The sequence below is a fragment of the Corynebacterium sp. genome, from assembly GCF_022712275.1.
Lineage (GTDB): Bacteria > Actinomycetota > Actinomycetes > Mycobacteriales > Mycobacteriaceae > Corynebacterium.
This window is the reverse complement of sequence record NZ_JALAGU010000029.1, coordinates 26,323-53,306: the sequence shown is the minus strand read 5'-3', so window position 1 is coordinate 53,306 and position 26,984 is coordinate 26,323. Positions and strand designations below refer to the sequence as shown.

Below are 26,984 nucleotides of genomic sequence, written 5' to 3'. Positions count from 1 at the left end.
CGGGTTTTGCGGCACCGTTTCCCTGATCTGCTGCCACGGTAGTCCGGAATCGGGGACGCAAACTCGGCGGCAGGTGTCCTCCCCGGGGCATGACAGAAGGGCGGCACCGTGACGGTGCCGCCCTTCTGGCTGCCCGGCTTGTGCCGGTCAGTACCTGTCGTCAGTGACTAGCGGGCGCTGACCTGACCGAACTTGCCGGCGATCGGCTGGATGACCAGCGGACGCGCCGCGGATACCAGGGCGATGACGACGGCGAGTCCGAACACGAACCAGACGAAGCCACCGAGGTTGGAAGAGTCGTTACCGGCGAACATGTGGTTCAGGTTATGCGTCATACCGGTGGTGAAGACCAGGAAGACGTGGACGAAGACGAAGAACACGAAGAAGATCATCGTCGGGAAGTGGATCTTCCGGGCGACCGGGGCCGGGTAGAGCTTGTTCAGCTTCTTGGCCTCGGACGGCCACCACTCACTCATGCGCAGGCCGGAGATGATGGCCAGCGGGGCGGCGACGAAGATGACCAGGAAGTACATGATCTGCTGGATGGAGTTGAAGTTCGTCCATCCGTTCTCGGCGGGCCACTCGAAGGACGCGTACTGCAGACCGGCGGAGATGGCGTTCGGGAAGACTTCCCAGCTGGTCGGGACGATACGGGCCCAGTGTCCGGTGACGAACAGCAGGACGATGAAGATCAGACCGTTGAGCATCCAGAACAGGTCCAGCGAGGTGTGGAGCCAGAGGTTGATGCTGATCTTCTTGCCGCCCTTCTTGGGCTGCCAGACAGCCGGCGGCTTCTGCTGGGTACGGACGCGGAGTCCGGACTGCAGGATCAGGGCCATGAACAGGAAGTTCAGGTAGTGCTGCCACCGGGCCCAGATCGGGAAGCCCTCATCGGGGGCGATGGACTCGGCGGGCTCGTACTCACCCGGGTACTGCTCGATCCAGCTCTCCATGAAGTCGAGGTGGATGAACCAGCGGACAGCCACGACGATGATGATGGCGGCAACCAGGGCGGCACCGAAGATCATCGCACCCTTCTTGCCGAGGCCCTTGACGGCGGCCCAGGCGCTGGCGGCCACGCCACCGACGCCGGCGACAGCCATGCCCCAGAGGTCAGCGACCTCCATGCCGAAGATGGTGAAGGGTTCCTTCTTCTCGGGCTTCGGCTTCGGCTTGGGCTTGGCGGCGGTCGTCGTCGCCGCGGCAGCAGGAGTGCCGGCTGCGGGAGCACCGGGGGCTGCAGGGGCTGCGGGAGCAGCAGGTGCGGCAGCGGCGGGTGCAGCCGGGGCACCAGGGGCGGCGGGTGCACCAGGGGCACCGGGAGCAGCAGGAGCCGCCGGTGCGGCGGGCGCCGCAGCAGGTGCGGCAGGCGCACCCGGGGCAGCAGGCGCACCCGGGGCACCCGGAGCGCCGGAGTTCAGCTTGATGGGACCGGACGGAGCGGCCGGGGCAGCCGGCTCGGCCGCAGGTGCGGCAGGCGCAGCGGCGGCCGGAGCCTCAGCCGGGGCCGCCGGAGCTGCGGTTGCGGGAGTCGCAGGTGCGGCAGGCGCACCCGGAGCACCGGGAGCTCCCGGTGCGGTCGCGTTCAGCTTGATCGGACCGGACGGCGCGGCCGGGGCCGGAGCAGCGGGCTCGGTGGCCGGCGCAGCAGGTGCCGTCGACTCTGCGGCAGCAGCAGGCTCGGCAGGCGCAGCGGGAGTGGCCGGCGCGGCCGGGGTTCCGGGGGCACCGGGCGCACCCGGGGCAGTCAGCTTGATCGGAGCACCCGAGGGCGCCGATGCCGTCGACGCGGCGTCGCCGTCAGGCTGCCCGGGCGCGCCCGGGGGCGGGGGTGTGGTCGACATTGTCTGGTCTCCTCCTGCTTTTACTCGTCTGTAGCTGCTCGTCTGTGGCACTGCTGAGTTGTGTTTGAACTGTGAACCGAACTGCGTCAAAGTCGGCGTTCACGACGTTGAAGATCATAGCGACCACCTGCCGGTTCTTCCCATTTTTCGGAAAGTCCCGGTAGGTAGTGCGTAGAAAACTTCTTTTGTTCTGCGAACGATGTCCCTTCAACTCAACCAATCTGAATTGATAACTACATCGCACAGAGGATAACCCACCGTGGTGCACTGTGTCGAAAATCGCACCAGGCAGATGGCGAGACACAAACCACTCTCATGCATGAAGCGAAAGCGGTACGCCTATCTGTTTCCTATTGCGATGTCACGTCTCATGGTATTACACACCGGGAGTCCTGTACTGCCGCCGACCGCCTCCTCGGAGCCGGTGACCACCGGCAGTGCCTACCCTCCGACTCACTTCCCCCTGAACTCCCGCGGCCCCATCCCGTACCGGGCCGCGAAGTCACGGCTGAACTGTGACAGGTGCAGGTAGCCGACAGCATGGGCGGCCGTCGACGGTGTCGCTCCGGTCGACAGCATCCGCATGGCCGCCTGGAGACGCACCGTCGTGCGCCACTGCAGCAGAGTCATCCCGGTCGCCTCCCGGAACCGTTCGTTCAGCGCCCTGACGGTCAGCCCCACCGACGCCGCCCACTGCGCCGGGGTGCGCCGGTCACGCAGGTCAGCCAGCAGAGCGTCCGCCACAGTCGCAGCTCCGACCGAGGTCCATGAGCCGGACACGTCCGCAGCGACAACCTGTCCCGGCACCCAGGCCCGACCCGGCACCACCGTCCTGTCGTACCCGGTCGGCCCCACACCACACTGGTTCGCCATGACGTGCTGCAGCAGTGCCGGAACCTCGTACGCCGGCACCGTCACCGGTCCGACCTTCTCCCCGATCTCCACCTCAGCGACCGTGAACGTCAACGGGAGGACCACCGACCCCGGCCCCAGCTGCACCCCGTGCCCGCGATAGGCAGGCATCCACGCCACCTCTCCCTCGGTGACATCGATGACCTGCTCACCGACGGTGAGCCGCATTGTCCCGCGGTACACCCACAGCAGCAGGTGGAAGCCGTGGTCCAGGCTCGGCGGGGCAGATGCCGCCGCCCACACCGGGAGCTCCGACGGGAGGACGCCCGGCGCGTCCGCAGCGTCCTGACCGTTCCGCCACGCCGTGGGCGTGAGACCGGACCGGGTGCTGAACGCCCGGATGAACCCGGTCGACGTCCGGAATCCGACAGCCTCGGCGACCTGCGCCACCGATTTCTCCGGGTCACGCAGCAGGGACAGGGCGGCGTCCAACCGGACCTCCCGACGCCACGCGGCAATGGTCAGCCCGGTCTCCGCGACAAAGGCACGGTGCAACGTCCTCTCCCCCACCTGCGCGGAGGACGCCCACTGGGCGACAGTCCACCCGCACGCGGGATCCTTCACCAGGGCGCGGGCCACCTGCCGTGCTTCAGGACTGCGCGGCATCGTCAGCATCGTCGGCATCGGCTGCGCGGCCACCGCACCCGCACTCCCCCGCAACCGCTCGACGATCTCGGCGGCCCGGTACCCCGGCTCCCGGATCGGTGCGATGGACGCGGTGAAGTGGTGCAGCAGCCAGTCGTTCCATTCCTCGCCCGGAGTGAAGACCTGTGGGGCGTCCGAACGGCCTGGACCGACTGGACCGACTGGACCGACTGGACCTGCCATACCTTCCGCGACCTCCTCGACCGCGATCCGCACCGGCACGACGACGGCGCCCGGCGCGACGACGAGCGTGGCGTCCTTCCCGGGAGGGATCAGGACGCACTGCCCGGCGGTCAGTCGTTCCACCGTGCCGCAGCGCACGGCCACCGTACCGGTGTGGCACCACAGCAGCAGGTACCGGGAATCTGAGGCCAGGGTGGTCCGGAAGGGTGTCAGATCGTCAAGCACGGGGCAGTCCGGGACGACAGAGAGACATGGAACGAAGCATAGCCTGTCCTCTTGACTACATGACCTCAGGATCCCAGGAGAACCAGTGAAACTGTCCCGTACCCTTCCCGCCGCACTGCTGGGCGCGCTCCTCGCCCTCGGCATGACCGCCTGCAGCTCCGACGATGCCGATGACAATGCCACGGACACCACCGGCGCTACCACATCCGAGAGCGCGTCCTGGCCCGTCACCGTCGAGCACACCCTCGGGTCCTCGACCATCGACGAGAAGCCCGAGCGGATCGTCGTGCTGCACGAGGCCGGCATCGACCCCGTGCTCTCCCTCGGTCTCGAGCCGGTCGCCATGTTCGAGATCCAGGGTGGCGACGGGAGCATGCCGTGGCTGGAGGGAAAGATCGACTGGGCGGAGGACGCCGCCCTCACCGCCGACCGCACCGCCAACCCCGAGGCGATCGCGTCCTACGACCCCGACCTCGTCATTGTCGGCGATGTCTACACGGATGACGCCACATGGTCTGAACTCGAGAAGATCGCCCCGACCCTCGTCTACGACTGGCCCGCCGACGGTCCGGCGTGGCAGCCGATCCTCGACGGTGTCGCCGAGGCCACCGGACTGGAGGACAAGGCCGCCGAGGTCAAGGAGAAGTACAACGACCGGATCGCCGAGATCCGGGACAAGTTCCCCGGCATCGATGAACTGACCTACAACTCGGCGATGCTCAACCAGGGCCAGCTGGTCTACTCCACCAACTCCATGTTCGAGGACCTCGGCATGATCCAGAACGAGAAGCAGCAGGCCGCCGGTGCCCGCGGCACGGTCTCCCTGGAGCGGCTCGACGAGCTCGACGGCGATGTCCTGGTCATCTACGACCCGGCCGGCGAGAAGTCTCAGCTGGAGAACAACCCCCGGTTCGCCGCCCTGCCGTCGGTGAAGAACGGCGCGCTGATCTGGCAGGACATGGCGCTCGGCTATGCGGTGACAACCGCGTCCGGCCCGATGAGCCTCGACTGGGCCGTCGAGCAGATCACTCCGGAGCTCACCGCTGCGGTGGAGTAGGAGCAGGACTTCTCCGTTGTCATGAGCAGACCCGATTCTGTCGATCCGACCGGACAGAATCTACAGATCCGGGTCAGCTCCTGACAGGGAACACAGAACCGACGTCGAAGGACGGGCAGCCGGTCAGGGGCCAGCACAGACAAGGGGTATCCGCGCATTGCCCACGTTGACGGCATCTACTATACGACCACTACAGAAGCATCTATCGACAAGATCCGCAGCGAAGTGCACAACGCGGACGAGCTCCGGGCCCACGCCGCCGAGATGCTGGTGTCCGCCGTCCGCACCGGACATGCAGCAGGTCTCAGCCGACGACAGATCGCGGACGCCATCGGCCGAAGCCAACCGGAGGTCTCCCGGTTACTCCGATTCCACAGCACCACCCCATCGGGCCAACGGCTCCAACGACGCCGTCCACAGGTCCTGGAGATCCTCAGAAGGGTGGGCGTGACCAACCCCCGGGTATTCGGCAGCGTCGCCCGCGGCGAGGACCACGAGGACTCCGACATTGAGCTGCTGGTGGACCTGCCTGAGGGGTTCGGGCTCTTCGATCTCTCCGCACGGCAAGTGGAGAGTTGGAGGCCCGATTGTTCGACGCCGACCGGGCGCGGATCTGGGCGACCCGGACTGACCGCTCCGCTACCCCTGCCGCGCCAGCTGCGCCAGTGTCTGCCCGGGGGTGGTGAGTGCCCGCAGCGTCCCGATCCCGGTGATGACCGCGGCAATGACCACCCCTGCGAGGATGACGTACATCAGCGCGAGCTGCGTGGCGACCGCCTCCAGCGGGTCCATGCCCGCCAGGATCAGACCCGTCATCGCGCCCGGCAGGAAGACGATACCCAGCGCCGCGGTCTGCTCGACCTGCGGCGAGATCGCGGTACGCAGCGCCGAACGCAGCAGCCGGGAGGACGCCCTGCGTACGCTCATCCCCAGCGCCAGCCCGGCCTCGACCTCGGCCCGCTGGTCGGAGGCGAACTCCGAGACCCTGGTCGTCGCGACCACACCGACCTTCATCGAGTTGCCGACGACCATCCCGGCCACCGGCACCAGAGCACGGCTGGTCAGCTCGAAGATCCCGAAGCCGAAGATGACGGCCAGCGAGGTCACAGCAATCGTTGTACAGGCGGTCATCGAGATAAGGAACAGACCCGGTACCCGCGGGGCGCGACGCGTCACCGTCACCGCCGCAAAGACGATGATGCCCACCGTCCACGCCCACGACCACCAGATCGACGTATCCGGGTCCACCAGCAGCACCAGGGCATAGCCGACGATGCCCATCTGCACCAGGGAGCGCACCACGGCGACGACGATCGGCCGGTTGAGCTTCAGGTGGAATCCACTGGTCACCGCCATGGCCACGGCGATGAAGATCAGCGAGACCGCCAGGCCGACCCAGCCGACGGCACCTCCGTCCCCGCTCATGCGGTCACCTGCCCGGCGTCGATCCGGATGGACCGGCCGGCGATCCGCTCGACCTGCGCCGGGTCGTGAGAGACCCAGAGCACCGAGAGGCCACGTCCTCCCTGTGCGTCCGGGGCGGCGAGCCGTCGGGCAAGTGATTCGAGGACGCTCGTGGCGTCCTCGTCGAGGGAGGAGGTGACCTCGTCAGCGAGCAGCACATCGGGCTCGGTCGCCAGGGCCCGGGCGAGGCAGAGCAGTTGTGACTCGCCGCCGGAGAGCGTGTCCGCCTCGCGGTGCAGGTAGGACGCCTCCAGTCCGACTTCGGCCAGCAGAGCCGTGGCGGCGTCCCCGTCGAGGGACCTGTCGGCGGCGCGCAGGTTGTCCAGGGCGGTGCCGGCGAAGACCGTAGGCCGCTGGAAGACCATTGCGACCCGCCGGCGCAGGGTCAGCGGGTCAAGGGAACCGGGGCCGGTCAACGGGGTCCCGCGGTAGAGGATGCGTCCGGAGGTGGGGGTCTCCAGCAGATTGCAGCAGCGCAGCAGTGTGGACTTGCCGGAGCCGGACGGTCCGGTCACCGCGGTGATGCCGCCGGTCGGGATGTCGAGGGTCACATGGTCGAGGATGGGGCGCCCGTCGCGGACCAGGGTGACGTTCCCGAAGGAGAACAACGGTTCGCTCATGACAGCTGGTCCCGCAGGTCGTCGAGCACCACGCCGGCCGCCGCGCTACGGTCCGGGTCGGACGCCGCGACCGCCAGCACCAGCGCCTCGAGCACCACCACGGTCGGGGCATAGCTGGGGCTGTACTCCGGATTGCCGCGCCCCACACCGAGCACCACCGCGCATCGCGGATCGACGGTGTGGACGCCTTCGCTGAGTTGGATGACCGGGATGTCGAGCGCCGCGGCCCGCGCATAGAGGACGCTGACCTCCACGGTGGCACGATCGTAGGACATGAGCACGACAACGTCACCGTCGGCAAGGGCGGCGAGTTCGTCGGCGAAGGCGCGTCCGCTCGACCCGGCGGCGACGGACTGTGCCCCGGCACGGCGGAACCGGTGGGCCGCGTAGTCGGCGATGGACCTGGCCGGGCCGAAACCGACGATGACTACTCGGCCGGCGGCTGCGATGACCTCGACGGCCCCGGCGAGGGCGTCCTGGCCGATGCGTTCCGGCAGGACGCCGACCGCGTCGGCGGACCCGGCGATGTGCCGGGTGACCTCGCTCTCCGGCTCGTACACGAGCGCCTGGATGGAACTCTCCATCCGGCCGGCCCGGGACAGCTCGACGGCGAGCTGTTCACGCAGGTCATCAAGGCCGTCGAAGCCGAGCTTGCGGACAGTGCGCACGACCGTGGCGTCGCTGGTGCGGGACGCCTCGGCGAGCTTCAGTGCGGAGAGGTAGCCGACACTGTGCGGATTGTCGGTCATGAATTCTGCGACGCGGACCTCCGCGGGAGTGAGTTCACTGCGGTGGGCGGCAATGCGGTCAACCAGTTGCATGTTGTGAACACTACAGGATTCGCCGAAGGATGTAGTGTGTGCTACACCACGGTGTACACCGTCCGGTCCCAGCCGAACCTCCCGGTCACAATGACAGTGACTCCGGCGTCCGCGAAAACCGTCGCCAGTTCCGTACCGGTGCGGAAGCCCGATCCCCAGGCAGCCAGGGAGAGGACGTCGTTCTCGGCGGCGTGCTCGTCGATGGTGCCGGAGATGTCGAAGGTGTCCTCCACGACCAGGACCTTTCCCGCTCCTGCTGCGAGGTGACGCAGCCGGTGGACCGCATCCGCGTCCGGCAGCTGGTTGAGGTCATGGATGAGGAGGACGGCGTCCGGGATCTCCCCCACCGGAGACGCCGGCAGTTGCCGACTGAAATCAATGTCATCACCTCCTGGCCCTTCCAGATGGAGGTGCCGATCCCCGAGGACATCGGTCCGATCCTCGTCCCGGGTGAAACGCCCATCGCCGCCTACAAGACCTGCCGCGATTCCGCCGTCTCACCGACCGTCGACTCATCGTCAGGGACGCGCAGGGCCTCCGCGGCAGGAAGAGCGAGATGTACTCCCTGCCATACCGCCATAACTCCTCGATCAACATGTGGTCCTCGGAGAACGCCGGCACACTGGATTCCACGGCAGAGCTGGAACTGTGGACCCGGGCCGGCAAGATCAAGACCGGTCCCGGTCGCGATGTGGATGTCCGGCGACTCGACCAGCTCATCGCGAATATCCTGCTCGGCAACCACTGACGCGGACGCTGGCCGCCGTCGGCCAGGGAGGAGGCCGCTTTCCGCAGCGTGAGCACCGCCTCGGCGTCCGCGATCTCGGTGAGCGCCTTGGCGAACAGGACCGTGTCCGCCGGCGCAGTCTCCTCGTGGACCGACTGCTCGACGATGCGTGCAGCACATCTGCGTCAGGCACGAATCGCGGATTCTGTGGCACAGAATCGCGGATCTGTGCCTGCCACAGTTCTGAAGCCCTCCAGGTCGGGTGCTCCAGGTCGGACCAGGCTTCTGAACCGCCCAGGAGCACCCGACCCGCACCATTGACGCAGCGCACACACTGTCCCCTCCCGCTAACCATCTGTCACTTCAGGACAACACGTAGCGTCACCCACCCCGTAGTCTCAGTGACCGTGACCACACCTCCCCCTGGCGCCGCAGACGACACCGCCGACGCCGACACGAGTGCCCAGGCACCCCGGCCGCAGGACGCCTTCACCGACGAGACCCTGCGCAGCCACCTCTTCGGCATCCGCTGGCCACTGCTGCTCCAGGCCCCTGAGCACCAGCTCAAGAGCCCACCGATCCCCTATGACGAATACACCACGCCGGAACAGTTCACCCGGCGCGTCATCTTCGGTGCCACGAAGTACACGGTCCCCGGCGGCCTCCTGCTCGCGCTGAGTCAGCTGTGCTCCGCCGCCGTCCCGGTGAGCGCCGGCTTCGTCGTCGACAAGGCCATCGCCCACCACAGCCTCGGCGAGCTCATCACCTGGCTCATCGCCCTCACCGCAGCGGCCGTCGCCGCGTCCCTCTGCTTCCGTTTCGGCTCCCGCACCGGGTTCTACGGCATGCAGCAGGTCCAGCACCGGCTGCGCATGGACGTCACCGACCGCCTGCTCCACCCCGCCGGCATGAAGACCGACCACCTCGGCGGCGCGATGCTCTCCATCGCCACCGGAGACGTCTTCCGCCTCGCCGGCACCATGCAACTCTCCATCTACCCCGTCGGCGAACTCGCCGCCGTCGTGGCCTGCGCGGTCGCCCTCACCATAATCTCCTGGCCGCTCGGTCTGGCCCTCATCATCGGCGCCCCGGTGACGCTCTGGATCATGACGAAAGCCGGGCGTCCCCTGCAGAAACGCAGCCAGAGACAACAGGCCCTCGTAGCCCGGGCGACCGGCCAGGCCAGCGACATCATCACCGGCTACCGCGTCATCAAGGGCCTGCGCGCAGAGACCAACGCCGCGACGCGCTACGAGTCCGTCAGCGCCGACGCCCTCGACGGCGCGCTGAAGGCCCGCAACTCCCGAGCGCTGTACACGGGTTCGATGAACACCGTCACCGGTGTCTTCATCGCCGGGCTCAGCCTCGGTGCCGCATCCCTGGCACTCAACGGTCACCTCACCGTCGGCGAACTGATCTCCGTCGTCGGTCTGACACAGTTCCTCCTGGGACCCCTGACCGGCCTGCCGAACATGATCGGCGCGCCGTGGGCCACCGGCGTCGCCTCTGGCGGACGCGTCCTCGACCTACTGCGCACCCCCTACGCCGATGAGCACGCCACCACCGCGACCGCGCAGGACGCCACCTCCCTCACCGTCGGCGACCTCACCGTGGAACCCGGCGAGTGCGTCGGCGTCAACGCGGAAGGACGCCCCGCCCGCGAACTCATTGACCGTCTCGCCCACGGACGCGGCGTCCTGCTCGGGACAACGGCCGCGGAGCAGCTCGATATCGACGACTACAGGTCGCAGGTGCTCACGGCTCCACACACCGCCGACCTCTTCGACGGCACCGTCGCCGAAAACATCAATGTCCCCGGTGCCGAACCCGGGCGTATCCCCGGCGCGCTGCATGCCGCGGCCTGCGACGACATCCTCGAGGCACTTCCCCAGGGTGAGTACACCAGAGTCGGCGACGGTGGGACGCGCCTGTCCGGTGGACAACGTCAGCGCATCGCCCTGGCCAGGACATTGGCGGCCGACCCACCGGTCCTGGTGCTCCATGACCCGACGACGGCGGTGGACTCTGTCACGGGCGCCGCCGTCGCCCAGCGCGTCGCCCCGTTCCGTGCCGGACGCACCACCGTGATCGTCACCGCGTCCCGCACGATGCTCGCCTCCTGCGACCGGGTGGTGGAACTGTGAGCGCCGTGAAGAACAACACCGACGCCCGCCTGCCCATCGCCACCGGGAAGCGCACCGCCACGACCCTGTGGCGGGAACTGCGCGGACGCCGCGTCCTCCTGCTGATCTCCGCGGTCCTCGCCGCCGCCGGTGCGGGTCTGGAACTGGTGACCCCGGCGGTTCTCGGACGCATCGTCGACGATGTCGCCGGCGCCGCCGACGGGGACGGCACCACGTCACTCTGGCTCTACGGGCTGCTCATCTTCGGGTCCGCGGTCGGCGCGGCGGTCCTGGCCGTCCTCGGGATCCTCGTGGCGTCACGGGTGATGGAGCGTCTGCTGGCCACCCTGCGTGAGAAGCTCATCCGCTAGGCGCTGTCGATGCCGCAGCAGCGGGTCGAACGCTCCGGCACCGGCGACCTCATCTCCCGTGCCAGCGACGATGTCGCGCAGGTCTCCGAGGCACTCTCCCAGGTCGTGCCCTCGCTGACCAAGACCTTCTTCGCCATCGTGCTCACACTGGTCGGCGTCGCCGCACTCGACTGGCGCCTGGCACTGGTCATCGCCGTGGCGCTGCCGTTGTACTGGTGGACTGTGCAGTGGTACCTGCGACTCGCCCCGCCGATGTACGCCGCGGAGCGGGCGGCATTCGGCGACCGCGCCCACATCCTGCTGTCCTCGCTGCGGGGCTTGCCGACAGTGCTGGCCTTCCGGTTGTCGGGTCGCCATTCCGGGCGGATCGCGGAGGCGTCCTGGCAGGTCAACCGGTGGTCCCTGCGGGCGCGCACGGTGCAGACGATGTTCATGTGGCGGGTCGACGCGGCCTTCCTGGCGATGCTCACCGCGGTGCTGCTCATCGGGTACGTGCTGGTCGGTGACGTCTCCGGCGGAGGCACTCCCACCATCGGCGCGGTCACCACGGCGGTGCTGTTCTTCCTGCGTATCGAGGCACCGCTGGGCATGCTCATGCGCGAGATCGACGTGCTGCAGTCCGCGACGGCCTCGCTGGCGCGCATCATCGGGGTCACCGATCTTCCCGCGCAGGACGCCAGGGCGTTTTCCACCCCGACCTCGCCGGACGCCGGCGTCGTCCTCGGGGACGTGTCCTTCTCCTATGCCCCGGAGAATCCTGACGCGGGCGATGTCCTCCACGATGTCTCACTGACGCTGGCTCCCGGCGAGCATGTCGCGTTGGTCGGCACGTCCGGGGCGGGGAAGTCGACGGTCGCCGCACTGCTGGCGGGTATCCACCCGGTGACCACCGGAACACTGCAGGCGCCTGAGCGCACCATGCTGATCTCCCAGGAGACGCATGTCTTCGCCGGCACCCTGCGGGACAACCTGGTGCTCGGTGCGTCCGACCCGGCGGCCGTCCCCGACAGTGCCCTGACGGAGGCGCTGACAGTCACCGGTGCGGACGATCTGCTGGACCAGCTCCCGAAGGGTCTCGACACCCCGCTGGGCCTGCAGGGGGTGGACCTCACCGCCGCGCAGGCGCAGCATCTCGCGCTGACCCGGGTGCTGGTCGCCGACCCCGACCTGGTGATCCTCGACGAGGCGACGGCGGACGCCGGCTCCACCCATGCCGATGTCCTCGACCGGGCGTCCGCGGCGGTACTGGAAGGACGCACCGGGGTGGTCATCGCCCACCGGTTGAGCCAGGCGACGTCCTGTGACCGGATCGCCGTGATGGAGCACGGTCGGATCGTCGAGTGCGGGACGCAGGAGCAGCTCGTGGCCGCCGGTGGCCGGTACGCGACACTGTGGCGGGCGTGGGCGGCCTGAGAGCGACCGGCCCGTCCGGCATCCGACGCAACGGGTGAATCAGAATCACTACCATGTAACCGCAGGTAGTGAAGAACACAGCTCTCACTACATACTCTCTCATCACCCCCAAATCTCACCCCCGTTGCCGGTTCACAGGGAAGCGCTGTAACCCCTGCACGAACTGGGGCGACAGCGTTTCTCGGGCCATGTCGCGGTGAGGCGTCCCATATCTCTACTTAGGCTGCGCTTGGCATATGCTGCTCCCATTTGGCTAGGGTGCAGAAAGAGATTTCCGAACCTGACGTTCCGAGAGGACTCCCCCGTAAACATGCGCACCCTTTTCCGCGGCAACCGCCGCCGCCTGGCACCCGTCGCCCTGGCTGCCACCGCTTTCCTGGCGGCCGGCTCCCTCGTCGCCTGCTCCGACGATGACGGCAGCAGCTCCGACGGAGACACCCGCACCGTCACCGACGCCCGCGGCGAGGTCGAGATCCCCGCCGACCCGGAGCGCGTCGCCGCCTTCGACAACCGCATCTTCCAGGTGCTCTCCGACTGGGACATCGACCTGGTCTCCGCCCCGGTCACCCTGATCCCGGACTCCATCACCAGGTACCACGAGGACACCGAGATCCACGACACCGGTTCCCACCGCGAGCCGAACCTCGAGGAGCTTGTCGCCGCCGACCCGGACCTCATCATCACCGGCTACCGCTACGCATCCCAGTACGACGAGATGAAGAAACTGCTCCCGGACACCCCGATCCTGGACCTCAGCTTCGACCAGGACCTCGAGAGTACCGACGAGGACGCCCCGGCGACCCAGTCCACCGAGGACACCCTCAAGGACATCACCAACCTGATGGGTGAGGTCTTCGACAAGGACGACGAGGCCGAGGATCTGGTCTCCGCCTTCGACGAGGCCAAGGACCGCGCCAAGGAGGCCTACAACTCCGACGAGACCGTCATGGGCCTGGTCACCTCCGGCGGCGACATCAACTACGCCGCCCCGTCCACCGGCCGCTCCGTGGGGCCGATCTTCGACATGCTGGATCTGACCCCGTCCTACGACCACGAGGGTTCCACCAACCACCAGGGTGACGACATCTCCGTCGAGGCCATCGCCGACTCCAGGCCGGACTGGATCATCGTCCTGGACCGTGACGCCGCCGTCTCCGCCGACGAGCCCGAGTACCACTCCGCCCAGGAGCTCATCGCCGACTCCGAGGCCCTGAAGAACGTCCCGGCCGTGCAGAACGACCAGATCATCCTGTTGCCGAACGACTTCTACACCACCGAGGACATCATCGCCTACACCGAGGTCCTCAACACCGTCGCCGATGCCTTCGAGGCTGCCGAGTAACTCCCGGCACCACGCCCGCCCCACGCCCGGCCTGCTGACCGACTCCCCCGAGTCAGTCCCGCTGGCCGGGCTTCGGCACGATTCAGGACAGGACCGACATGACCGTCGCAACCCCGGCCCCGCCGGAGGACGCACCACCGCGCAGAGTGTGGCGCACCACCTGGCCGATGCTCCTCGGCATTCTCTTCACCGCCGCGCTCCTCATCGCGTCACTCTTCACCGGCGTCTACAACATCACCGGTGGTGAGGACGGCTGGGACATGTTCTTCATCACCCGTGTCCCCCGCACGGTCGCACTGGCACTGGCCGGTGCGGCGATGGCCATGTGCGGGCTGGTGATGCAACTGCTCACCCAGAACAAGTTCGTCGAACCGACCACCACCGGCACCACCGAATGGGCCGGGCTGGGGCTGATCACGACGATGGTGCTCATTCCCGGTGCGTCCCTGACCACCCGGATGATCGGTGCGATCATCTTCTCCTTCGTCGGTACCGGCATCTTCTTCCTCTTCCTGCGCCAGGTCCGGTTGAAGTCCTCCCTCATCGTGCCCATCGTCGGCATGATGCTCGGCGCGGTCGTGGGCTCGGTCTCCACCTTCGTCGCCCTGAAGACCGACATGCTCCAACAGCTCAGCATCTGGTTCACCGGCTCGTTCACCGGCATCGTCCGTGGACGCTACGAGCTGCTCTACCTCGTGCTCATCGTCCTTGTGCTCATCTTCATCGTCGCCGACCGCTTCACCGTCGCCGGCCTCGGCAAGGACATCGCCACCAACGTCGGCCTCAACTACGGCCGCGTCCAGTTGCTCGGCATCGGCATGGTCGCCGTGGTCACCGGCACCGTCACCGTCGTCGTCGTCGTCGTCGTCGGCAGCCTGCCGTTCCTCGGTCTCATCGTCCCGAACATCATCTCGATGTTCCGCGGCGACAATCTGCGCTCCAACCTGCCCTGGGTCGTCATGCTCGGCATGTGGATCCTCATCCTCGCGGACATCTTCGCCCGCACCGTCATCGCCCCCTTCGAGGTCCCGGTGTCCCTGATCCTCGGCATCCTCGGTGCGGTCGTCTTCGTGTTCCTGCTCGTGAGAGGACGCCGCCATGCCAACTGACGTCACCACCTCCGCACCCCTCGCCACGCGGACCAGCGGCCCGTTCGCCACCACCGCCCAGCGCACGAAGTACATCGTGCTCGTCACAGTGCTGGTCGCCCTGGCCCTGCTGTTCACCGTCCTGCACATGACCTACGGCAACCCGGTCCCTTTCGGGGAGAAGGGATTCTGGCGGATCGTCAACCTGCGCCGGGACGCGCTGACCGCCATCGCCCTGGTGGCCCTCTGCCAGGCCTTCGCCACCGTGGCCTTCCACACCGCGACAAACAACCGGATCATCACCCCGTCGATCATGGGCTTCGAGTCCATCTACGTCGCGGTGCAGACCAGCGTCATCTTCTTCTTCGGTTCCGTCGGGCTGGCGACATTCGACGGCACCCCGGCCTTCCTTCTGCAGTCCGGGTTGATGGTGCTCTTCGCCGTCGCCCTGTTCAGCTGGCTGCTCTCCGGCAAATTCGGCAATATCCAGGTGATGCTGCTGGTCGGCATCGTCCTCGGCGGGGGCCTGCGCTCCTTGTCCACCTTCATGCAGCGACTGCTCGAACCCAATGAGTTCGACATCCTCACGGCCCGGACCTTCGGGAACATCGGCAACGCGAACACCGACAACTTCAGTATCGTCATCCCCGTCGTCCTCGTCGTCTGCATCCTGCTGTACCTGCGTAGTCGCCGGCTCAACGTCGTCGCCCTGGGCAACGACACCGCCAACAACCTCGGGGTGAACCACCGCCGGGAGCTGATGATCCTGCTGCTGCTCATCTCCATCCTCATGGCGATGACCACGTCCCTGGTCGGACCGATGACCTTCCTCGGCTTCCTGGTCGCCACCATCGCCTACCAGCTGACGGACACCTACGACCACCGGCTGATCTTCCCGGTCGCCGCACTGATCGGCTACGTCTTCCTCACCGGTTCCTATTTCATCATGCGGAACTTCTTCGACGCCGAGGGCGCCGTGACCATCATCATCGAGCTCATCGGAGGATCCGTGTTCCTCCTGTTCATCCTGCGGAAAGGCCGCCTGTGATCTCCTTCGACAATGTCTCCCGCTCCTACAGCGACGAGGTCACCATCGGCCCCGTCACCTTCGACATCCCCGCCGGTGGCGTCACCGCACTGGTGGGACCCAACGGTGCCGGCAAGTCCACCCTGCTGACCATGGTCGGACGCCTCCAGAAGCCGGACACCGGCACCATCACCGTCGCAGGGAAGGACGTTTTCAAAACCCCCTCCGGGGACGTGGCCAAGGAACTGTCCATCCTGCGTCAGGAGAACCACTTCGTCACCCGCCTGACCGTGCGTCAGCTCGTCGGCTTCGGACGCTACCCGCACTCGCACGGTCGCCTGAATCTCGAGGACGAGAAGCACATCACCGAGGCGATCGACTTCCTCAACCTCACCGAGCTGGAGAACCGGTACCTCGACCAGCTCTCCGGCGGACAGCGTCAGCGTGCCTATGTCGCCATGGTGCTGGCGCAGGACACCGACTACGTCCTGCTCGACGAGCCGCTGAACAACCTGGACATGAAGCACTCGGTCCAGATGATGAAGCAGCTGCGCCGGGCCTGCGACGAACTGGGACGCACCGTGGTCATCGTGCTCCACGACATCAACTTCGCCGCCCGCTACGCCGACCACATCTGCGCGATGGCCGACGGACAGGTGACCGTCTTCGGCACCCCGGACGAGGTCATCCGGGACGAGGTGCTCACCGGGATCTTCGGCACTCCGGTCAAGGTCCTGGAGACCGACGACGGCCCGCTCGCGAGCTACTTCTGAGCGGGTGCCCGACCTGGCACCGGACCGGTCACCGGACACGGCGTCCCTTCCCAGTGCAGAGGGGGTGAACGGCGTACGCTCGGTAGCATGAGCACACCTTCCCAGTCACCCGCCGGCACGCCCGCCGGGAACCCTGCCGCCGACCTCCTGGCGGCCCTTCAGAAGCGCGGTTTCCAGTTCCTCCTCTGGCGGGGCATCCTCGCCGTCCTCGTCGGCATCCTGCTGCTGATCTCCCCCTTCGGCTCCGCCACCGTCTTCGGCATCATCGTCGGTGCCTGGATGGTGGTCGACGGTCTGTCCACCGTCGGCCTGTCCTTCGACCTGAAGAAGCAGAACACCTCCTGGGGGTGGGTGCTGACCGACGGCATCATCCAGACCCTGTTCGGCCTGCTGGTCCTCCTGTTCCCGGTGACATTCGCCATCGTCAGTGCCTTCTTCGTCCTGGGATTCATGGCGATCGGCATGGTGCTGTCCGGTGTCGTGGAACTGGCCGCCCCGGTCGAGAACCGCAGCGGCTGGACCATCGCCGTGGGCATCGTCAACATCCTCTTCGGCGTCCTCCTCGGCGTCCTCGCCATCACGAACCCGGTGGACAATGTCGTCACCCTGTCCTGGTTGGCCGGTATCGCGGCCCTTGCCCTCGGTATCTCCCTCATCGTCTTCGCGGTGAAGCTGCGCAACCTCGACAAGTAGAGCGGACCACGGGGGACGGGGGTAGGTTCGGGGACTATGAGCGCAGCCGAGTCCCACGCACCACTGTCCCTGCTTGACTTCGCCACGGTCTACCGTGGCGAGACTCCGCGGGACGCCTTCCGCCGGTCCGTTGACCTGGCGCAGAAGGCTGAGGAGCTCGGTTACACCCGGGTCTGGTACTCCGAGCACCACAACATGACCTCCATCGCGTCCTCCTCCCCCGGGGTGCTCATCGCCCACGTCGCGGCGAAGACGGAGCGGATCCGGCTCGGCGCCGGCGGCGTCATGCTGCCGAACCACGCGCCCCTGGTCATCGCCGAGCAGTTCGGCACGCTCGCCGAGCTCTACCCGGATCGGATCGACCTGGGGCTGGGGCGCGCCCCGGGGACGGACGCCCGGACGGTCGCCGCTCTGCGCCGCTCCCCGCAGAATGCCGAGAACTTCCCCGAGGACGTGCTGGAACTGCAGGGCTACCTCGCCGGACGATCGAAGGTCCAGGGGGTGGAGGCGATCCCGGGGGCGGACACCAATGTCCCGCTGTACATCCTGGGCTCCTCGATGTTCGGTGCCACGCTCGCCGCGCAGCTCGGCCTGCCGTACTCCTTCGCCTCCCATTTCGCGCCGGACTCCCTGGTGCCCGCAGTGAAGGCCTACCGCGAGTACTTCCAGCCCTCGGAGCTCTGCCCGGAGCCCTATGTCATCGCCGCGGTGAATGTCACCGCCGCTGCCACGGAGGCGGAGGCGGTGCGGCAGAGCGAGATCGTGCGTCGTCGGCGCGTGGAGTCCATGGCGCTGCGGGGACGCCAGGTCGGTGAGGAGGACCTCGACCTGCTCATGTCCTCGCCGGCGGCGGAGATGATCCTGTCGATGCTGCGGTACCACGCGGTCGGCACCGGTGAGCAGGTCGCCGAGTACCTCGAGGGCTTCACCCGCCACGCGGACGCCGATGAGCTGATGATCTCGCTGCAGTCCCCCACCACAGCCGAATCGCTGGAATCCATGTCGATCCTGGCGGACGCCTGGGGGATGCGCTAACTGACGGTCTTCACCCCGATGACGCCGCCGATGATCACGACAAGGAAGAAGACCTTGGCCACGCTGAGGTGCTCATCGCCGAGCAGTGCGGCGACGCCCACCGTGGCGACGGCCCCGATCCCGACCCACACGGGATAGGACGTGCCGGTGGGCAGGTAGCGCATCGCCCAGGCCAGACCGGTCATCGAGACCGCCAGACCGACGGTGAAGACGCCGATGTTCCGCACATCGCCCCAGCCGCTGACCCGGCCCAGTGCCGTCGCCCACACGGCCTCGAACAGACCTGACACCACCAACACGAACCACGCCATACCAGTCCACTCTCCGTTAACTTCGTTTCCTGAAAAACGTCAGTAGGGGAAGCGTATCCTGGCAGCCATGGTTTCGCAGAGTGAGCAGGTCGACGACTTCCGGACCGTGTTCCGGCACCACCCGGCAGGAGTCGTCCTCATCACCGCCACCGTCGAGGATCAGCCGGTCGGACTGATCCTGTCGAGCCTGTCCTCCCTGGCGATCGACCCGATGGCGGTCTCCTTCTCACTGGCCAAGTCCACCGGCCGGCCCGGTCAGATCCTCAAGGCCGAGAGTTGCCTGGTGCACTTCCTCGGACCCGACGAGGTCGACATTGCCCGCGAGTTCGCCGCCTGGGACGGACGTCACTTCACCGACGAGCAGGGATGGACCACCGCCCCGACCGGTGAACCCCTGCTCGCCGGCGCGCCGGCAGTGCTGCGCATCAGGCCGGTCGGCACTGTCCCGGTCGGCCCGGCGACACTGGTGGCCGCTGAGGTGGTCGAGGTGACGGCGTCCCCCGAGATGCTCGCCGGCGCCCTACCCCGTCTGTTCTACGTGGACCGGACCTTCTACCTGCGCCCGTCCGGCACGCCGGAGCCCTCCGCCCCGGACGAGGGCTGACCCCCTGCTCCTGCGGTCCAGTCCCCGGCGTTCCAACCCCGGGTGTTCTACCCCTCGGTGTTACCGGCGGACCAGGTCTCCCACGGGATGTTCCAGTCGCCGAGACCGTCGGAGCCGTTGAGGGTCTCCCCACCGGTGTTCTTCACGGTGACGATGTCGCCACGCTTGAAGTTCTCGTAGACCCACTGGGCGTCCGCCATCGACAGGTTCAGGCAGCCGTGGGAGGTGTCCGTGTTGCCCTGGGCCCAGACAGACCACGGGGCGGCGTGGAGGTAGATGCCGGAGTAGGACATCTGCGTCGCGTAGGAGACGTCGGTCTGGTAGCCACCGGCGTCCAGGGCGAGGCCGTAGGTGGTGGAGTCCATCATCAGCGTGTCGTACTGGTCACCGATGGTGTAGACGCCGACCGGGGTCTCGTGGCCGGGCATGCCCATCGAGGTCGGCATGGTCTTGATGACCTCGCCGTTCTTCTTCACGACGACCTGCTTGGTGTTGTCGTCGGCCTCGGCACGGAGATCGTCACCGATGGTGAAATCCGCCTCGCGGTCCTGCTGGCCGTACATGCCGTCGCCGAGGTCCTTACCGAACAGATCGGCCTTGACGTGGACCTCGGTACCCGGGGTCCAGTAGTCCTTCGGACGCCAGCGGACCTCCTGGGAGGTGATCCAGTAGAACGCGCCCTCGACCTTCGGCTCGGTCTCGACGGTGATGGCGTCCTCGATGGCCTTGCGGTCCGAGGGCACCTCGTCGAAGCGCAGCGAGATGGTCTGACCGACACCGACGGTGGCGCCGTCGAGCGGCGACATCGCACCGTCGGTGAGCAGGTTCGGGCTGAAGCTGGTGAAGCTCTGGTTGAGCTTCTCCTTGCCGGCCTTCGCCGCCAGCGTGTAGTTGCTGGAGTACTCCAGGTGGTCGGTGGAGGTCCACTCGGTCCTGTCGTCGTTGAACTCACCCTCGATCTCGGTCCCGTAGCCGTCGGTCAGCGAGACCGAGTCGATCCCGTCAGAGTCGGTGACGGTGATGGGCTTGTCGACCTTCACACCCGTGGCGTTGTCCTTGACGCTCGCCGCGAGTTCACTGTCGATCTCCTCCGCGGAGGTGGTCTCCGACGCAGCGTGTTCGGTGTCGTCGTCATCGTCATTGTCGATGGTGCACGCCGCGGTCGCCAGAAGGGTGACCGCGCCTGCGGCAGCGAAGATGGACCGCAAGGACCGCACAGAACGGCCCGGAAGGAACTGCATGGGAGTAAGACATCACTTTCGTCGTGTGGTGAACGGGGTCAGCCGGCGTGGTGGGAACATTCCTGCCCGTCGCTACCCGACAACTTTAGCCACCGGACTCCCGCCGACGAACCCGAAACGACGGCTTCGCGAAATTGTGCCCCAATCGTTACCGTGCGTGCGATTCATCGCGCTCACCTCCGCACCCCGCCTGTCCACCGACTGTCCAACGACTGTCCACCGACTGTCCACCGACTGTCCGACGCACGGCGACACCACCCCGACAACCTCACGTGAACAGCGAGTTTGCCGGTGCGCGTACCGGTGCCCTATAGTTCTACCTCGTTGCACAGAGCAACCGAGCATGCGTCATTAGCTCAATTGGCAGAGCAGCTGACTCTTAATCAGCGGGTTCGGGGTTCGAGTCCCTGATGACGCACAACACACCCCCGACCGGGTTCGTCCGGTCGGGGGTTTCGCGTTGCCGGATTCCGGGCGTACACGATCATGACGTTTCCAGGCTCAGCGTTGTGCCGGTCTCCCCGAAACGTGATGATCGTGTACGCCCTCAGTCCGGCGGGGGCGACAGATCCCGGGGATCACCGCCGGGTCTGCAGCATCGCGACCAACGGGCCGAGCACCCAGTTCACCAGGGCCATGAGAATCGCACCCCAGAACGCCGCGCCGAAGGTGTGCACCACCAGTCCCATCCCCAGTGCCTCGGTCACCGTCGCCGCGAGGATGAAGACCACCGCGTTGATGACCAGGGCGAACAGCCCGAGCGTCAGAATCGACACCGGCAACCCGATGAGGTGCAGCACCGGGCGCACCGTCATATTGAGCAGCAGAATCACCAGGCCGGACAGCAGGTAGACGATGACGCGGTCATTCGAGCCGTCACCGACCAACGGGGACGACGGGGTGAGCACGTCCACCCCGCCGACGACATTGACCACGACCCACAGGGCCACGGCTGTTCCGGCCGCCCGGACGAGAAGGTTCCACAGTGTTCCGATCACACCTGTAGACGGTATCAGTCCTCGGCGTCCCCACTCTGCCGTCGACCTGTCAGTGTCCGGACGATCGTCGGAAGATAGGCCCCCACCACGATCATCACGAGGGTGCGCAGCACCTGTCCCACCGTCACCACCGCTGAACTTCCGGACTCGTGGGCGAACGCCAGGACCGCGTAGATCCCGCCCGGCACCGTGGCGAGGTAGGCGTCCAACCTGCTGATGTCGGTGACCTGGGCGATGACGAGCGCGGCGCCCACGGTGCCGGCGACCATGACCGTCACCGCGGTGAGAATGATGGGCAGGGCATGGGACAGCTGACGCAGTGCACCGATCGTCAGCGTGCCGCCGGCCTGGATGCCGATGATGCCGTAGGCCACGGTGAGCACCGCACCGTGCGGGGTGAGCCATTCAGCAGGGACCCCGGCCGCGGAGAAGACCCAGGTCACCGCTATCGGCACCAGCAGGTACGGGGCGGGGACGCTGAAGAATCGCCGCGTCAGACGGACGAAGGCCCAGGTCACCGCCCAGACTGCCGCCGCGCCCACCACGGGACGCAGGTCAGGTTCCCACCAGTCGGAGGAGCCGCCACCCACGCTGCCGGCGTCCTCCCCGCTGAGCAGGTGCACGAACAGCGGCAGGGTCAGCACCACCAGGGTGAGTCGCAGGTACTGCGTCAGCACCACGAAACGCACGTCAAGGTGCAGTTCCCGGGCCATGAGCGTCATCGCGCTGGCGCCGCCGGCCAGGGTGGAGATCATCGCGGAGACCGGGTCGGTGCGTCCGAACCGGGCCAGGACGAGTCCTGCGACGGTGCTGACCACGAGCATCACCAGAACCGACAGCGTCGTCGGCAGCAGGAAGCTGCGCACCGTCGGACCGTCGAGCTCCATCAGCGGGGTGGTGCACACCATCGAGATGAGCACCTGGGCGGGCTGCATCGTCGATGACGGCGGCGAGACCGTACGGTTGCGCAGCAGCGAGTAGAGGCCGAAGACGACGAGGAAGCCGAAGATCCAGGACGCGGGAATGCCTGCCGCGGTGCACCACCAGCCGACGAGGACCGCAACGACCGCGACCCCGACCAGTTCCGCTGTGTCGCGGAACCGACCGGGGTCGTGGCTCGCCGTAGGGCTGCCGGGGGTCACCTAGCGGGCGTTGGCGAGGAGACGCTGGATCTCCTTGATCTGCTTCTTCTCCTTGCGCTTGCCGTTGACCGACAGGGCGACGAGGAGAACGACTCCGGCGGCGACGCCACCGAGGATCAGCTGGACCTTCGGGTCAGACAGTGCGGACTGCACCTTGCCCTTGGCCTCGTCGGCGAGTGCGGACGGGGCGACCCGGGTGCTGAGCTGCTCGAGGGTGTCGGAGAGCTGGTCACGGGTGCGCTCAATGTCGCGCTGGATGGCGTCGGTGCTACGTGCCACGGAAGATCTCCTCGTGAGTGGAAAGGGAAGGGAAACGGTCGGTATCGATCCGCCATTGTACGGCGTCCTCCCCCACCTGCGCAGGTGAACCCCCGACGAAAGACGACGTACGTATGCTGGCCAGCATGACTGACATCCGGCTCGCCGTGGGTGACACGGCCCCAGACTTCACCCTCACCGACGACAAGGGCGGCTCCGTGAGCCTGTCCGACTTCCACGGGAAGAAGGTCGTCGTCTACTTCTACCCCAAGGCCGACACCCCCGGTTGCACCACCGAGGCCTGCGACTTCCGTGACTCGTTGACCCAGCTCAACGACGCGAACATCGACGTGCTCGGCATCTCCCCCGACAAACCGGAGAAGCTCGCGACATTCCGGGAGAACCACGACCTGACCTTCCCGCTGCTCTCCGACCCACAGAAGGAGACGCTGGTGGCCTACGGCGCCTTCGGCGAGAAGAAGAACTACGGAAAGGTCGTGCAGGGTGTCATCCGCTCGACCTTCCTGGTCGACGAAGAGGGGAAGATCGCCCTGGCGAAGTACAACGTCAAGGCCACCGGGCACGTCGCCCGGATCATCAAGGACGTACTCTAGGCGGGATCCGGGGACGGGGCATCACACCGGACGCCTAGAAGTGGCGTCCCACATGCGCCTCCTCGCGTAACCGCTTCACCATGTGCGGGTAGTGCAGCTCGAAGGCAGGCCGCTCCGAACGGATCTTCGGCAGAGACTCGAAGTTGTGGGTCGGGGGCGGGCAGCTGGTCGCCCACTCCAGGGAGTTCCCGTAACCCCACGGATCATCCACGGTGACGACCTCGCCGAAGCGCCAGGAGCTGGCGACGTTCCAGATGAACGGGATCATCGACACTCCCAGGATCATGGCACCGATGGTGGAGACCTGGTTGAGCAGTGTGAACCCGTCCGAGTCAAGGTAGTCGGCGTAGCGACGCGGCATACCCATGTTGCCCAGCCAGTGCTGGATGAGGAACGTGGTGTGGAAGCCGATGAAGGTCAACCAGAAGTGGATCTTGCCCAGCTTCTCGTTGAGCATCCGCCCAGTCAGTTTCGGGAACCAGAAGTACACGCCGGCGAAGGCACCGAAGATCACGGTCGCGCTGACGGTGTAGTGGAAGTGCGCGACCACGAAGTACGTGTCCGACAGAGCGAAATCCAGGGCCGGGGACGCCAGCATGACACCGGTCAGACCACCGAACAGGAACGTGCAGAAGAAGCCGATGGCGAACATCATCGGGGTCTCGAAGGTGATCCGGCCCTTCCACATGGTGCCGAGCCAGTTGAAGAACTTCACTCCGGTCGGCACCGCGATGAGGAAGGTCATGAAGGAGAAGAACGGCAGCAGGACCGCACCGGTGACGAACATGTGGTGCGCCCACACGGCCATGGACAGGGCGGCGATCGACAGGGTCGCGAAGACCAGGCCGACATAACCGAACATCGGCTTGCGGCTGAACACCGGGAAGATCTCGGAGACGATGCCGAAGAACGGCAGGGCCAGGACGTAAACCTCAGGGTGACCGAAGAACCAGAACAGGTGCTGCCACAGCAGCGAACCGCCGTTGGCCGGATCGTAGATGTGACCGCCGAGCAGCCGGTCATAGAGGACGCCGAGAGCAGCCGCGGTGAGCAACGGGAAGATCAGCAGCGACAGCAGCGCGGTGATGAAGATGTTCCAGGTGAAGATCGGCATGCGGAACATGGTCATGCCCGGTGCGCGGAGACACAGCGTGGTGGTGATCATGTTGATGGCCGAGGCGATGGTGCCGACACCGGTCATCCCCACGCCGACGATCCAGAGATTCGATCCGACACCGGGACTGTGGATGGCGTCCGCCAGCGGCATGTACATCGTCCAGCCGAAGTCGGCTGCGCCGCCCGGGGTGAGGAACCCGGAGATGACCATCAGACCGCCGAACAGCGTGATCCAGAAGCCGAAGGCGTTGAGCCGGGGGAAGGCCACATCGGGGGCACCGATCTGCAGCGGCAGAATGGCGTTGGCGAATCCCCAGACGATCGGGGTTCCGAACAGCAGCAGCATGAGCGTGCCGTGGATGGTGAACATCTGGTTGAACTGCTCATTGGACAGGTACTGCATGCCAGGGTGAAACAGCTCCACACGCATGAACAGGGCCATGAGTCCTGCGGCGAAGAAGAAGCAGAAGGACATCACGATGTACATGATCCCGAGCTTCTTGTGGTCGGTGGTGGTCAGCAGGTCCCAGGCGTGTCCACCCTTGGCGGAGCGTCCGCCGTGGGCGGGGGGACGCCCTGAATGAGCAACAGCGTGCCCGTCGGCGGTGGACCCACCGGGCACGGCGAGCGCACCCGTCGGCGATGACGGAGAGTCAGGTACAGCAGTCATGATGTCGGCCTCCCGGCAACAGTGAACGCGGGTCGTCGGGCCCGTGCCCCGGACACTCCGGGGTGATGCGTGCGAGGGTAGGACGAGCCGGACGACCTGTGAACCGACCGTTGACTGCAGATGGTGGCTGTGCATGACCGTCACGGATGGCATCAGAGCAGGACATACAGTGTCCGGAGACCCCGGCGGCACGGTCCGTCTGCGACCGCCTCTATCCTTGTCACCTGACAGACCTGTCAGTAGTTTCGGGGTATGTACTCGACCAAGGGAGAGCGGATCCTGTCCACCGCGTCCCGGTTGTTCTACGCCGACGGCATCACCTCCGTCGGGGTCGACCGGATCTCAGAGGAGTCCGGCGTCTCCAAACCGACGCTCTACGCACAGTTCGGCACCAAGGCGGAGCTGGTCGCGGCGGTACTGCAACGGCGCAGTGACATCCGGCGGAAGAGCATCACCAGGGAGATCCTCGACCAGTCCCCCGGGCCGGACGGAAAGGTCCTCGCCCTGTTCGACCGGTTCCTGCGCAACTATGCGAGACCGGATTTCCGCGGTTGCCCGTTCACCGTCGCCGCCGCGGAACTGCCCGACCCGGGACACCCTGCCCGCGTGGCCATCGCCGGATACAAGACCTGGCTGCAGGACGCGCTGGCCAGGATGGCCCTTGACGACGGGATCGCCGGCTCCCCGGCCGAGGCGCAGAGCTACGCCGCACTGTTCGCCCTGCTCATCGACGGCGCCCATGCCGAGATGATCACCAGCGGTGACCGCCGTGCCATGCGCAGGGCCCGGGACATCGCGGCCGGCGTCATCGCAGATCTGACCGGGCCCCACCGGAACGCCCAGCACCGGACTGACCCCCACCGGACCAGGTAGCGGGACCGCCCTGTGCCGACCCTATGATGACCCGCTGCCGACCCGCTGCTGATCTTCTGCCGACTCTGTGCGCCCGGGGAGACTTGAACTCCCACGTCCGTAGACACCAGGACCTAAACCTGATGTGGGCGGTTTTTCACCCCCGTTCGGGGTTGTGGCTCTGACCTGCGGGAATGCGGCGTTGACGTGCAGTTACATGGTTCATGCACACTGCACTAGTTTCCGCAAATTTCCGCACCTGTACGCACTGTTCTGGACCTACGTGCGTCAAATGTGCGTCAAATCCAGCACCCCGCAAACGACAAAAAGACCCCCTCCAGGCCGCAGCCCAGAGGGGGTCTCAACATGTCACAAATCATCCACAATCTCACCAGGAAGCTCCGCGTGAACCTCCGGAGACTTCCGCACCAGATCACGGATGAACAGTAGGGCCGCATTGTACTTCCGGCGCAGAACACTAACCTCAGTGCGAAGTTCGCCAACATCCTTCTGCAGCCGCTCAATCTTCTCATCGCGCTCCGCTAGACGCTGCTCCGTCCACTCCTGAATCTGGTCAGTGAACCCCTGCCAATCCGGTTTGTCGGCAATCGCCTTCTGCGACGAGGAGGTCACCTTCGTGCCGAAGAATCCCAGAATGGCCGCGCCGATCACTCCGACGACGGGCCACACCTCAGGCGGGATCGTCACGCGGCATCACCTCACCATCCTCACGACGGCCACGACCTACAGCCCAGAGGACGAGGAAGCTGACCGCGAAGTAGGACAGGGCCGAAACCCATCCCCGCGACATATCC

At 66.5% G+C, this 26,984-nt stretch carries 26 protein-coding genes, 1 tRNA gene and 2 pseudogenes; 16 read left to right on the top strand and 13 right to left on the bottom strand.

Going from position 1 to position 26,984, the window contains the following annotated elements:
- Positions 1 to 167 precede the first annotated feature (167 nt).
- On the bottom strand, positions 168 to 1,844 hold the full coding sequence (locus Q0A27_RS06425; protein WP_291474236.1) for a cytochrome b/b6 domain-containing protein: 1,677 nt from the start codon (positions 1,842 to 1,844) through the stop codon (positions 168 to 170).
- A gap of 453 nt (positions 1,845 to 2,297) precedes the next feature.
- Entirely contained in the window at positions 2,298 to 3,809 is a 1,512-nt protein-coding gene (locus tag Q0A27_RS06420) for an AraC family transcriptional regulator (RefSeq protein ID WP_291474235.1), read from the bottom strand.
- Positions 3,810 to 3,894: 85 nt separating this feature from the next.
- Here Q0A27_RS06420 and Q0A27_RS06415 point away from each other — a divergent pair, with 85 nt between their 5' ends.
- Entirely contained in the window at positions 3,895 to 4,866 is a 972-nt protein-coding gene (locus tag Q0A27_RS06415; RefSeq protein ID WP_291474234.1) for an iron-siderophore ABC transporter substrate-binding protein, read from the top strand.
- 264 nt (positions 4,867 to 5,130) lie between these two features.
- Positions 5,131 to 5,397 (top strand): annotated as a pseudogene (locus Q0A27_RS15020) (nucleotidyltransferase family protein); the annotation flags it as partial.
- Between the two features lie 108 nt (positions 5,398 to 5,505).
- Here Q0A27_RS15020 and Q0A27_RS06410 read toward each other — a convergent pair.
- Genes Q0A27_RS06410 through Q0A27_RS06395 form a run of 4 tightly spaced genes read right to left on the bottom strand, consistent with a single transcriptional unit; the run spans position 5,506 to position 8,118 of the window.
- A complete protein-coding gene (locus tag Q0A27_RS06410) occupies positions 5,506 to 6,291 on the bottom strand; it encodes an ABC transporter permease (protein WP_291474233.1) in 786 nt (261 codons plus the stop codon).
- On the bottom strand, positions 6,288 to 6,950 hold the full coding sequence (locus Q0A27_RS06405) for an ATP-binding cassette domain-containing protein (RefSeq protein WP_291474232.1): 663 nt from the start codon (positions 6,948 to 6,950) through the stop codon (positions 6,288 to 6,290). Before Q0A27_RS06405 ends, Q0A27_RS06410 begins: the two co-directional genes overlap by 4 nt.
- Positions 6,947 to 7,771, bottom strand: coding sequence for a MurR/RpiR family transcriptional regulator (locus Q0A27_RS06400; RefSeq protein WP_291474231.1), 825 nt, complete (start codon positions 7,769 to 7,771; stop codon positions 6,947 to 6,949). Before Q0A27_RS06400 ends, Q0A27_RS06405 begins: the two co-directional genes overlap by 4 nt.
- Before the next feature lie 41 nt (positions 7,772 to 7,812).
- The gene (locus tag Q0A27_RS06395; RefSeq protein WP_291474230.1) at positions 7,813 to 8,118 is read right to left on the bottom strand and encodes a hypothetical protein; all 306 of its coding nucleotides are present in this window, start codon (positions 8,116 to 8,118) and stop codon (positions 7,813 to 7,815) included.
- A 57-nt stretch (positions 8,119 to 8,175) separates the two neighbouring features.
- On the opposite strand from Q0A27_RS06395, the pseudogene Q0A27_RS06390 reads away from it, so the two are divergent.
- The 10 genes and pseudogenes from Q0A27_RS06390 to Q0A27_RS06345 all read left to right on the top strand — a co-directional run bounded on the left by Q0A27_RS06390 (position 8,176) and on the right by Q0A27_RS06345 (position 18,363).
- A pseudogene (locus Q0A27_RS06390) lies at positions 8,176 to 8,519 on the top strand (PH domain-containing protein).
- Positions 8,520 to 8,905: 386 nt separating this feature from the next.
- The gene (locus Q0A27_RS06385; protein ID WP_291474229.1) at positions 8,906 to 10,642 is read left to right on the top strand and encodes an ABC transporter ATP-binding protein; all 1,737 of its coding nucleotides are present in this window, start codon (positions 8,906 to 8,908) and stop codon (positions 10,640 to 10,642) included.
- 5 nt (positions 10,643 to 10,647) lie between these two features.
- A complete protein-coding gene (locus Q0A27_RS06380; protein ID WP_291474228.1) occupies positions 10,648 to 10,992 on the top strand; it encodes an ABC transporter transmembrane domain-containing protein in 345 nt (114 codons plus the stop codon).
- Positions 10,993 to 11,001: 9 nt separating this feature from the next.
- The gene (locus Q0A27_RS06375) at positions 11,002 to 12,405 is read left to right on the top strand and encodes an ABC transporter ATP-binding protein (RefSeq protein ID WP_291474227.1); all 1,404 of its coding nucleotides are present in this window, start codon (positions 11,002 to 11,004) and stop codon (positions 12,403 to 12,405) included.
- Positions 12,406 to 12,715: 310 nt separating this feature from the next.
- Positions 12,716 to 13,747 carry a siderophore ABC transporter substrate-binding protein gene (locus Q0A27_RS06370; protein WP_291474226.1) on the top strand — a complete coding sequence of 344 codons (1,032 nt, stop codon included), beginning with the start codon at positions 12,716 to 12,718 and terminating at the stop codon, positions 13,745 to 13,747.
- A gap of 167 nt (positions 13,748 to 13,914) precedes the next feature.
- On the top strand, positions 13,915 to 14,856 hold the full coding sequence (locus tag Q0A27_RS06365; protein ID WP_291474251.1) for an iron chelate uptake ABC transporter family permease subunit: 942 nt from the start codon (positions 13,915 to 13,917) through the stop codon (positions 14,854 to 14,856).
- Positions 14,846 to 15,883 (top strand): iron chelate uptake ABC transporter family permease subunit, encoded by a 1,038-nt coding sequence (locus tag Q0A27_RS06360; protein ID WP_291474225.1) that lies wholly within the window; start codon positions 14,846 to 14,848, stop codon positions 15,881 to 15,883. The genes Q0A27_RS06365 and Q0A27_RS06360 overlap by 11 nt, the downstream gene beginning before the upstream one ends.
- A complete protein-coding gene (locus tag Q0A27_RS06355) occupies positions 15,880 to 16,635 on the top strand; it encodes an ABC transporter ATP-binding protein (RefSeq protein ID WP_291474224.1) in 756 nt (251 codons plus the stop codon). Before Q0A27_RS06360 ends, Q0A27_RS06355 begins: the two co-directional genes overlap by 4 nt.
- A gap of 87 nt (positions 16,636 to 16,722) precedes the next feature.
- Positions 16,723 to 17,328: an HdeD family acid-resistance protein gene (locus Q0A27_RS06350; RefSeq protein WP_291474223.1), complete on the top strand. Its 606-nt coding sequence runs from the start codon at positions 16,723 to 16,725 to the stop codon at positions 17,326 to 17,328.
- Positions 17,329 to 17,364: 36 nt separating this feature from the next.
- Entirely contained in the window at positions 17,365 to 18,363 is a 999-nt protein-coding gene (locus Q0A27_RS06345; RefSeq protein WP_291474222.1) for an LLM class flavin-dependent oxidoreductase, read from the top strand.
- Here the strand turns inward: Q0A27_RS06345 and Q0A27_RS06340 are convergent.
- Complete coding sequence (locus Q0A27_RS06340) at positions 18,360 to 18,674, bottom strand: multidrug efflux SMR transporter (RefSeq protein WP_291474221.1); 315 nt, start codon at positions 18,672 to 18,674, stop codon at positions 18,360 to 18,362. The genes Q0A27_RS06345 and Q0A27_RS06340 overlap by 4 nt on opposite strands.
- A 67-nt stretch (positions 18,675 to 18,741) precedes the next feature.
- On the opposite strand from Q0A27_RS06340, the gene Q0A27_RS06335 reads away from it, so the two are divergent.
- Positions 18,742 to 19,278, top strand: a complete 537-nt coding sequence (locus tag Q0A27_RS06335; protein ID WP_291474220.1) for a flavin reductase family protein — start codon at positions 18,742 to 18,744, stop codon at positions 19,276 to 19,278.
- Between the two features lie 47 nt (positions 19,279 to 19,325).
- On the opposite strand, the gene Q0A27_RS06330 is transcribed toward Q0A27_RS06335, so the two are convergent.
- Complete coding sequence (locus Q0A27_RS06330) at positions 19,326 to 20,519, bottom strand: Ig-like domain-containing protein (protein WP_291474219.1); 1,194 nt, start codon at positions 20,517 to 20,519, stop codon at positions 19,326 to 19,328.
- 345 nt (positions 20,520 to 20,864) lie between these two features.
- Here Q0A27_RS06330 and Q0A27_RS06325 point away from each other — a divergent pair.
- Positions 20,865 to 20,937 (top strand) — tRNA-Lys (locus Q0A27_RS06325).
- 160 nt (positions 20,938 to 21,097) lie between these two features.
- On the opposite strand, the gene Q0A27_RS06320 is transcribed toward Q0A27_RS06325, so the two are convergent.
- From Q0A27_RS06320 to Q0A27_RS06310, 3 genes are read right to left on the bottom strand one after another with little or no spacing between them, the layout of a single operon-like run.
- A complete protein-coding gene (locus Q0A27_RS06320; protein ID WP_291474218.1) occupies positions 21,098 to 21,517 on the bottom strand; it encodes a phage holin family protein in 420 nt (139 codons plus the stop codon).
- Between the two features lie 14 nt (positions 21,518 to 21,531).
- A complete protein-coding gene (locus Q0A27_RS06315) occupies positions 21,532 to 22,659 on the bottom strand; it encodes an AbrB family transcriptional regulator (RefSeq protein ID WP_291474217.1) in 1,128 nt (375 codons plus the stop codon).
- Complete coding sequence (locus Q0A27_RS06310) at positions 22,660 to 22,938, bottom strand: DUF3618 domain-containing protein (RefSeq protein WP_014009284.1); 279 nt, start codon at positions 22,936 to 22,938, stop codon at positions 22,660 to 22,662. It abuts the gene before it with no gap.
- A gap of 125 nt (positions 22,939 to 23,063) precedes the next feature.
- Here Q0A27_RS06310 and bcp point away from each other — a divergent pair, with 125 nt between their 5' ends.
- On the top strand, positions 23,064 to 23,531 hold the full coding sequence (gene bcp, locus Q0A27_RS06305; RefSeq protein ID WP_291474216.1) for a thioredoxin-dependent thiol peroxidase: 468 nt from the start codon (positions 23,064 to 23,066) through the stop codon (positions 23,529 to 23,531).
- Between the two features lie 34 nt (positions 23,532 to 23,565).
- On the opposite strand, the gene ctaD is transcribed toward bcp, so the two are convergent.
- On the bottom strand, positions 23,566 to 25,269 hold the full coding sequence (gene ctaD / locus Q0A27_RS06300) for a cytochrome c oxidase subunit I (protein WP_367273307.1): 1,704 nt from the start codon (positions 25,267 to 25,269) through the stop codon (positions 23,566 to 23,568).
- 300 nt (positions 25,270 to 25,569) lie between these two features.
- Between ctaD and Q0A27_RS06295 the strand changes: the two genes are divergently transcribed.
- Positions 25,570 to 26,190, top strand: coding sequence for a TetR/AcrR family transcriptional regulator (locus Q0A27_RS06295; protein WP_291474215.1), 621 nt, complete (start codon positions 25,570 to 25,572; stop codon positions 26,188 to 26,190).
- A 348-nt stretch (positions 26,191 to 26,538) separates the two neighbouring features.
- Here the strand turns inward: Q0A27_RS06295 and Q0A27_RS06290 are convergent, their stop codons facing one another.
- Entirely contained in the window at positions 26,539 to 26,877 is a 339-nt protein-coding gene (locus tag Q0A27_RS06290; protein ID WP_291474214.1) for a hypothetical protein, read from the bottom strand.
- Between the last annotated feature and the right edge of the window lie 107 nt (positions 26,878 to 26,984).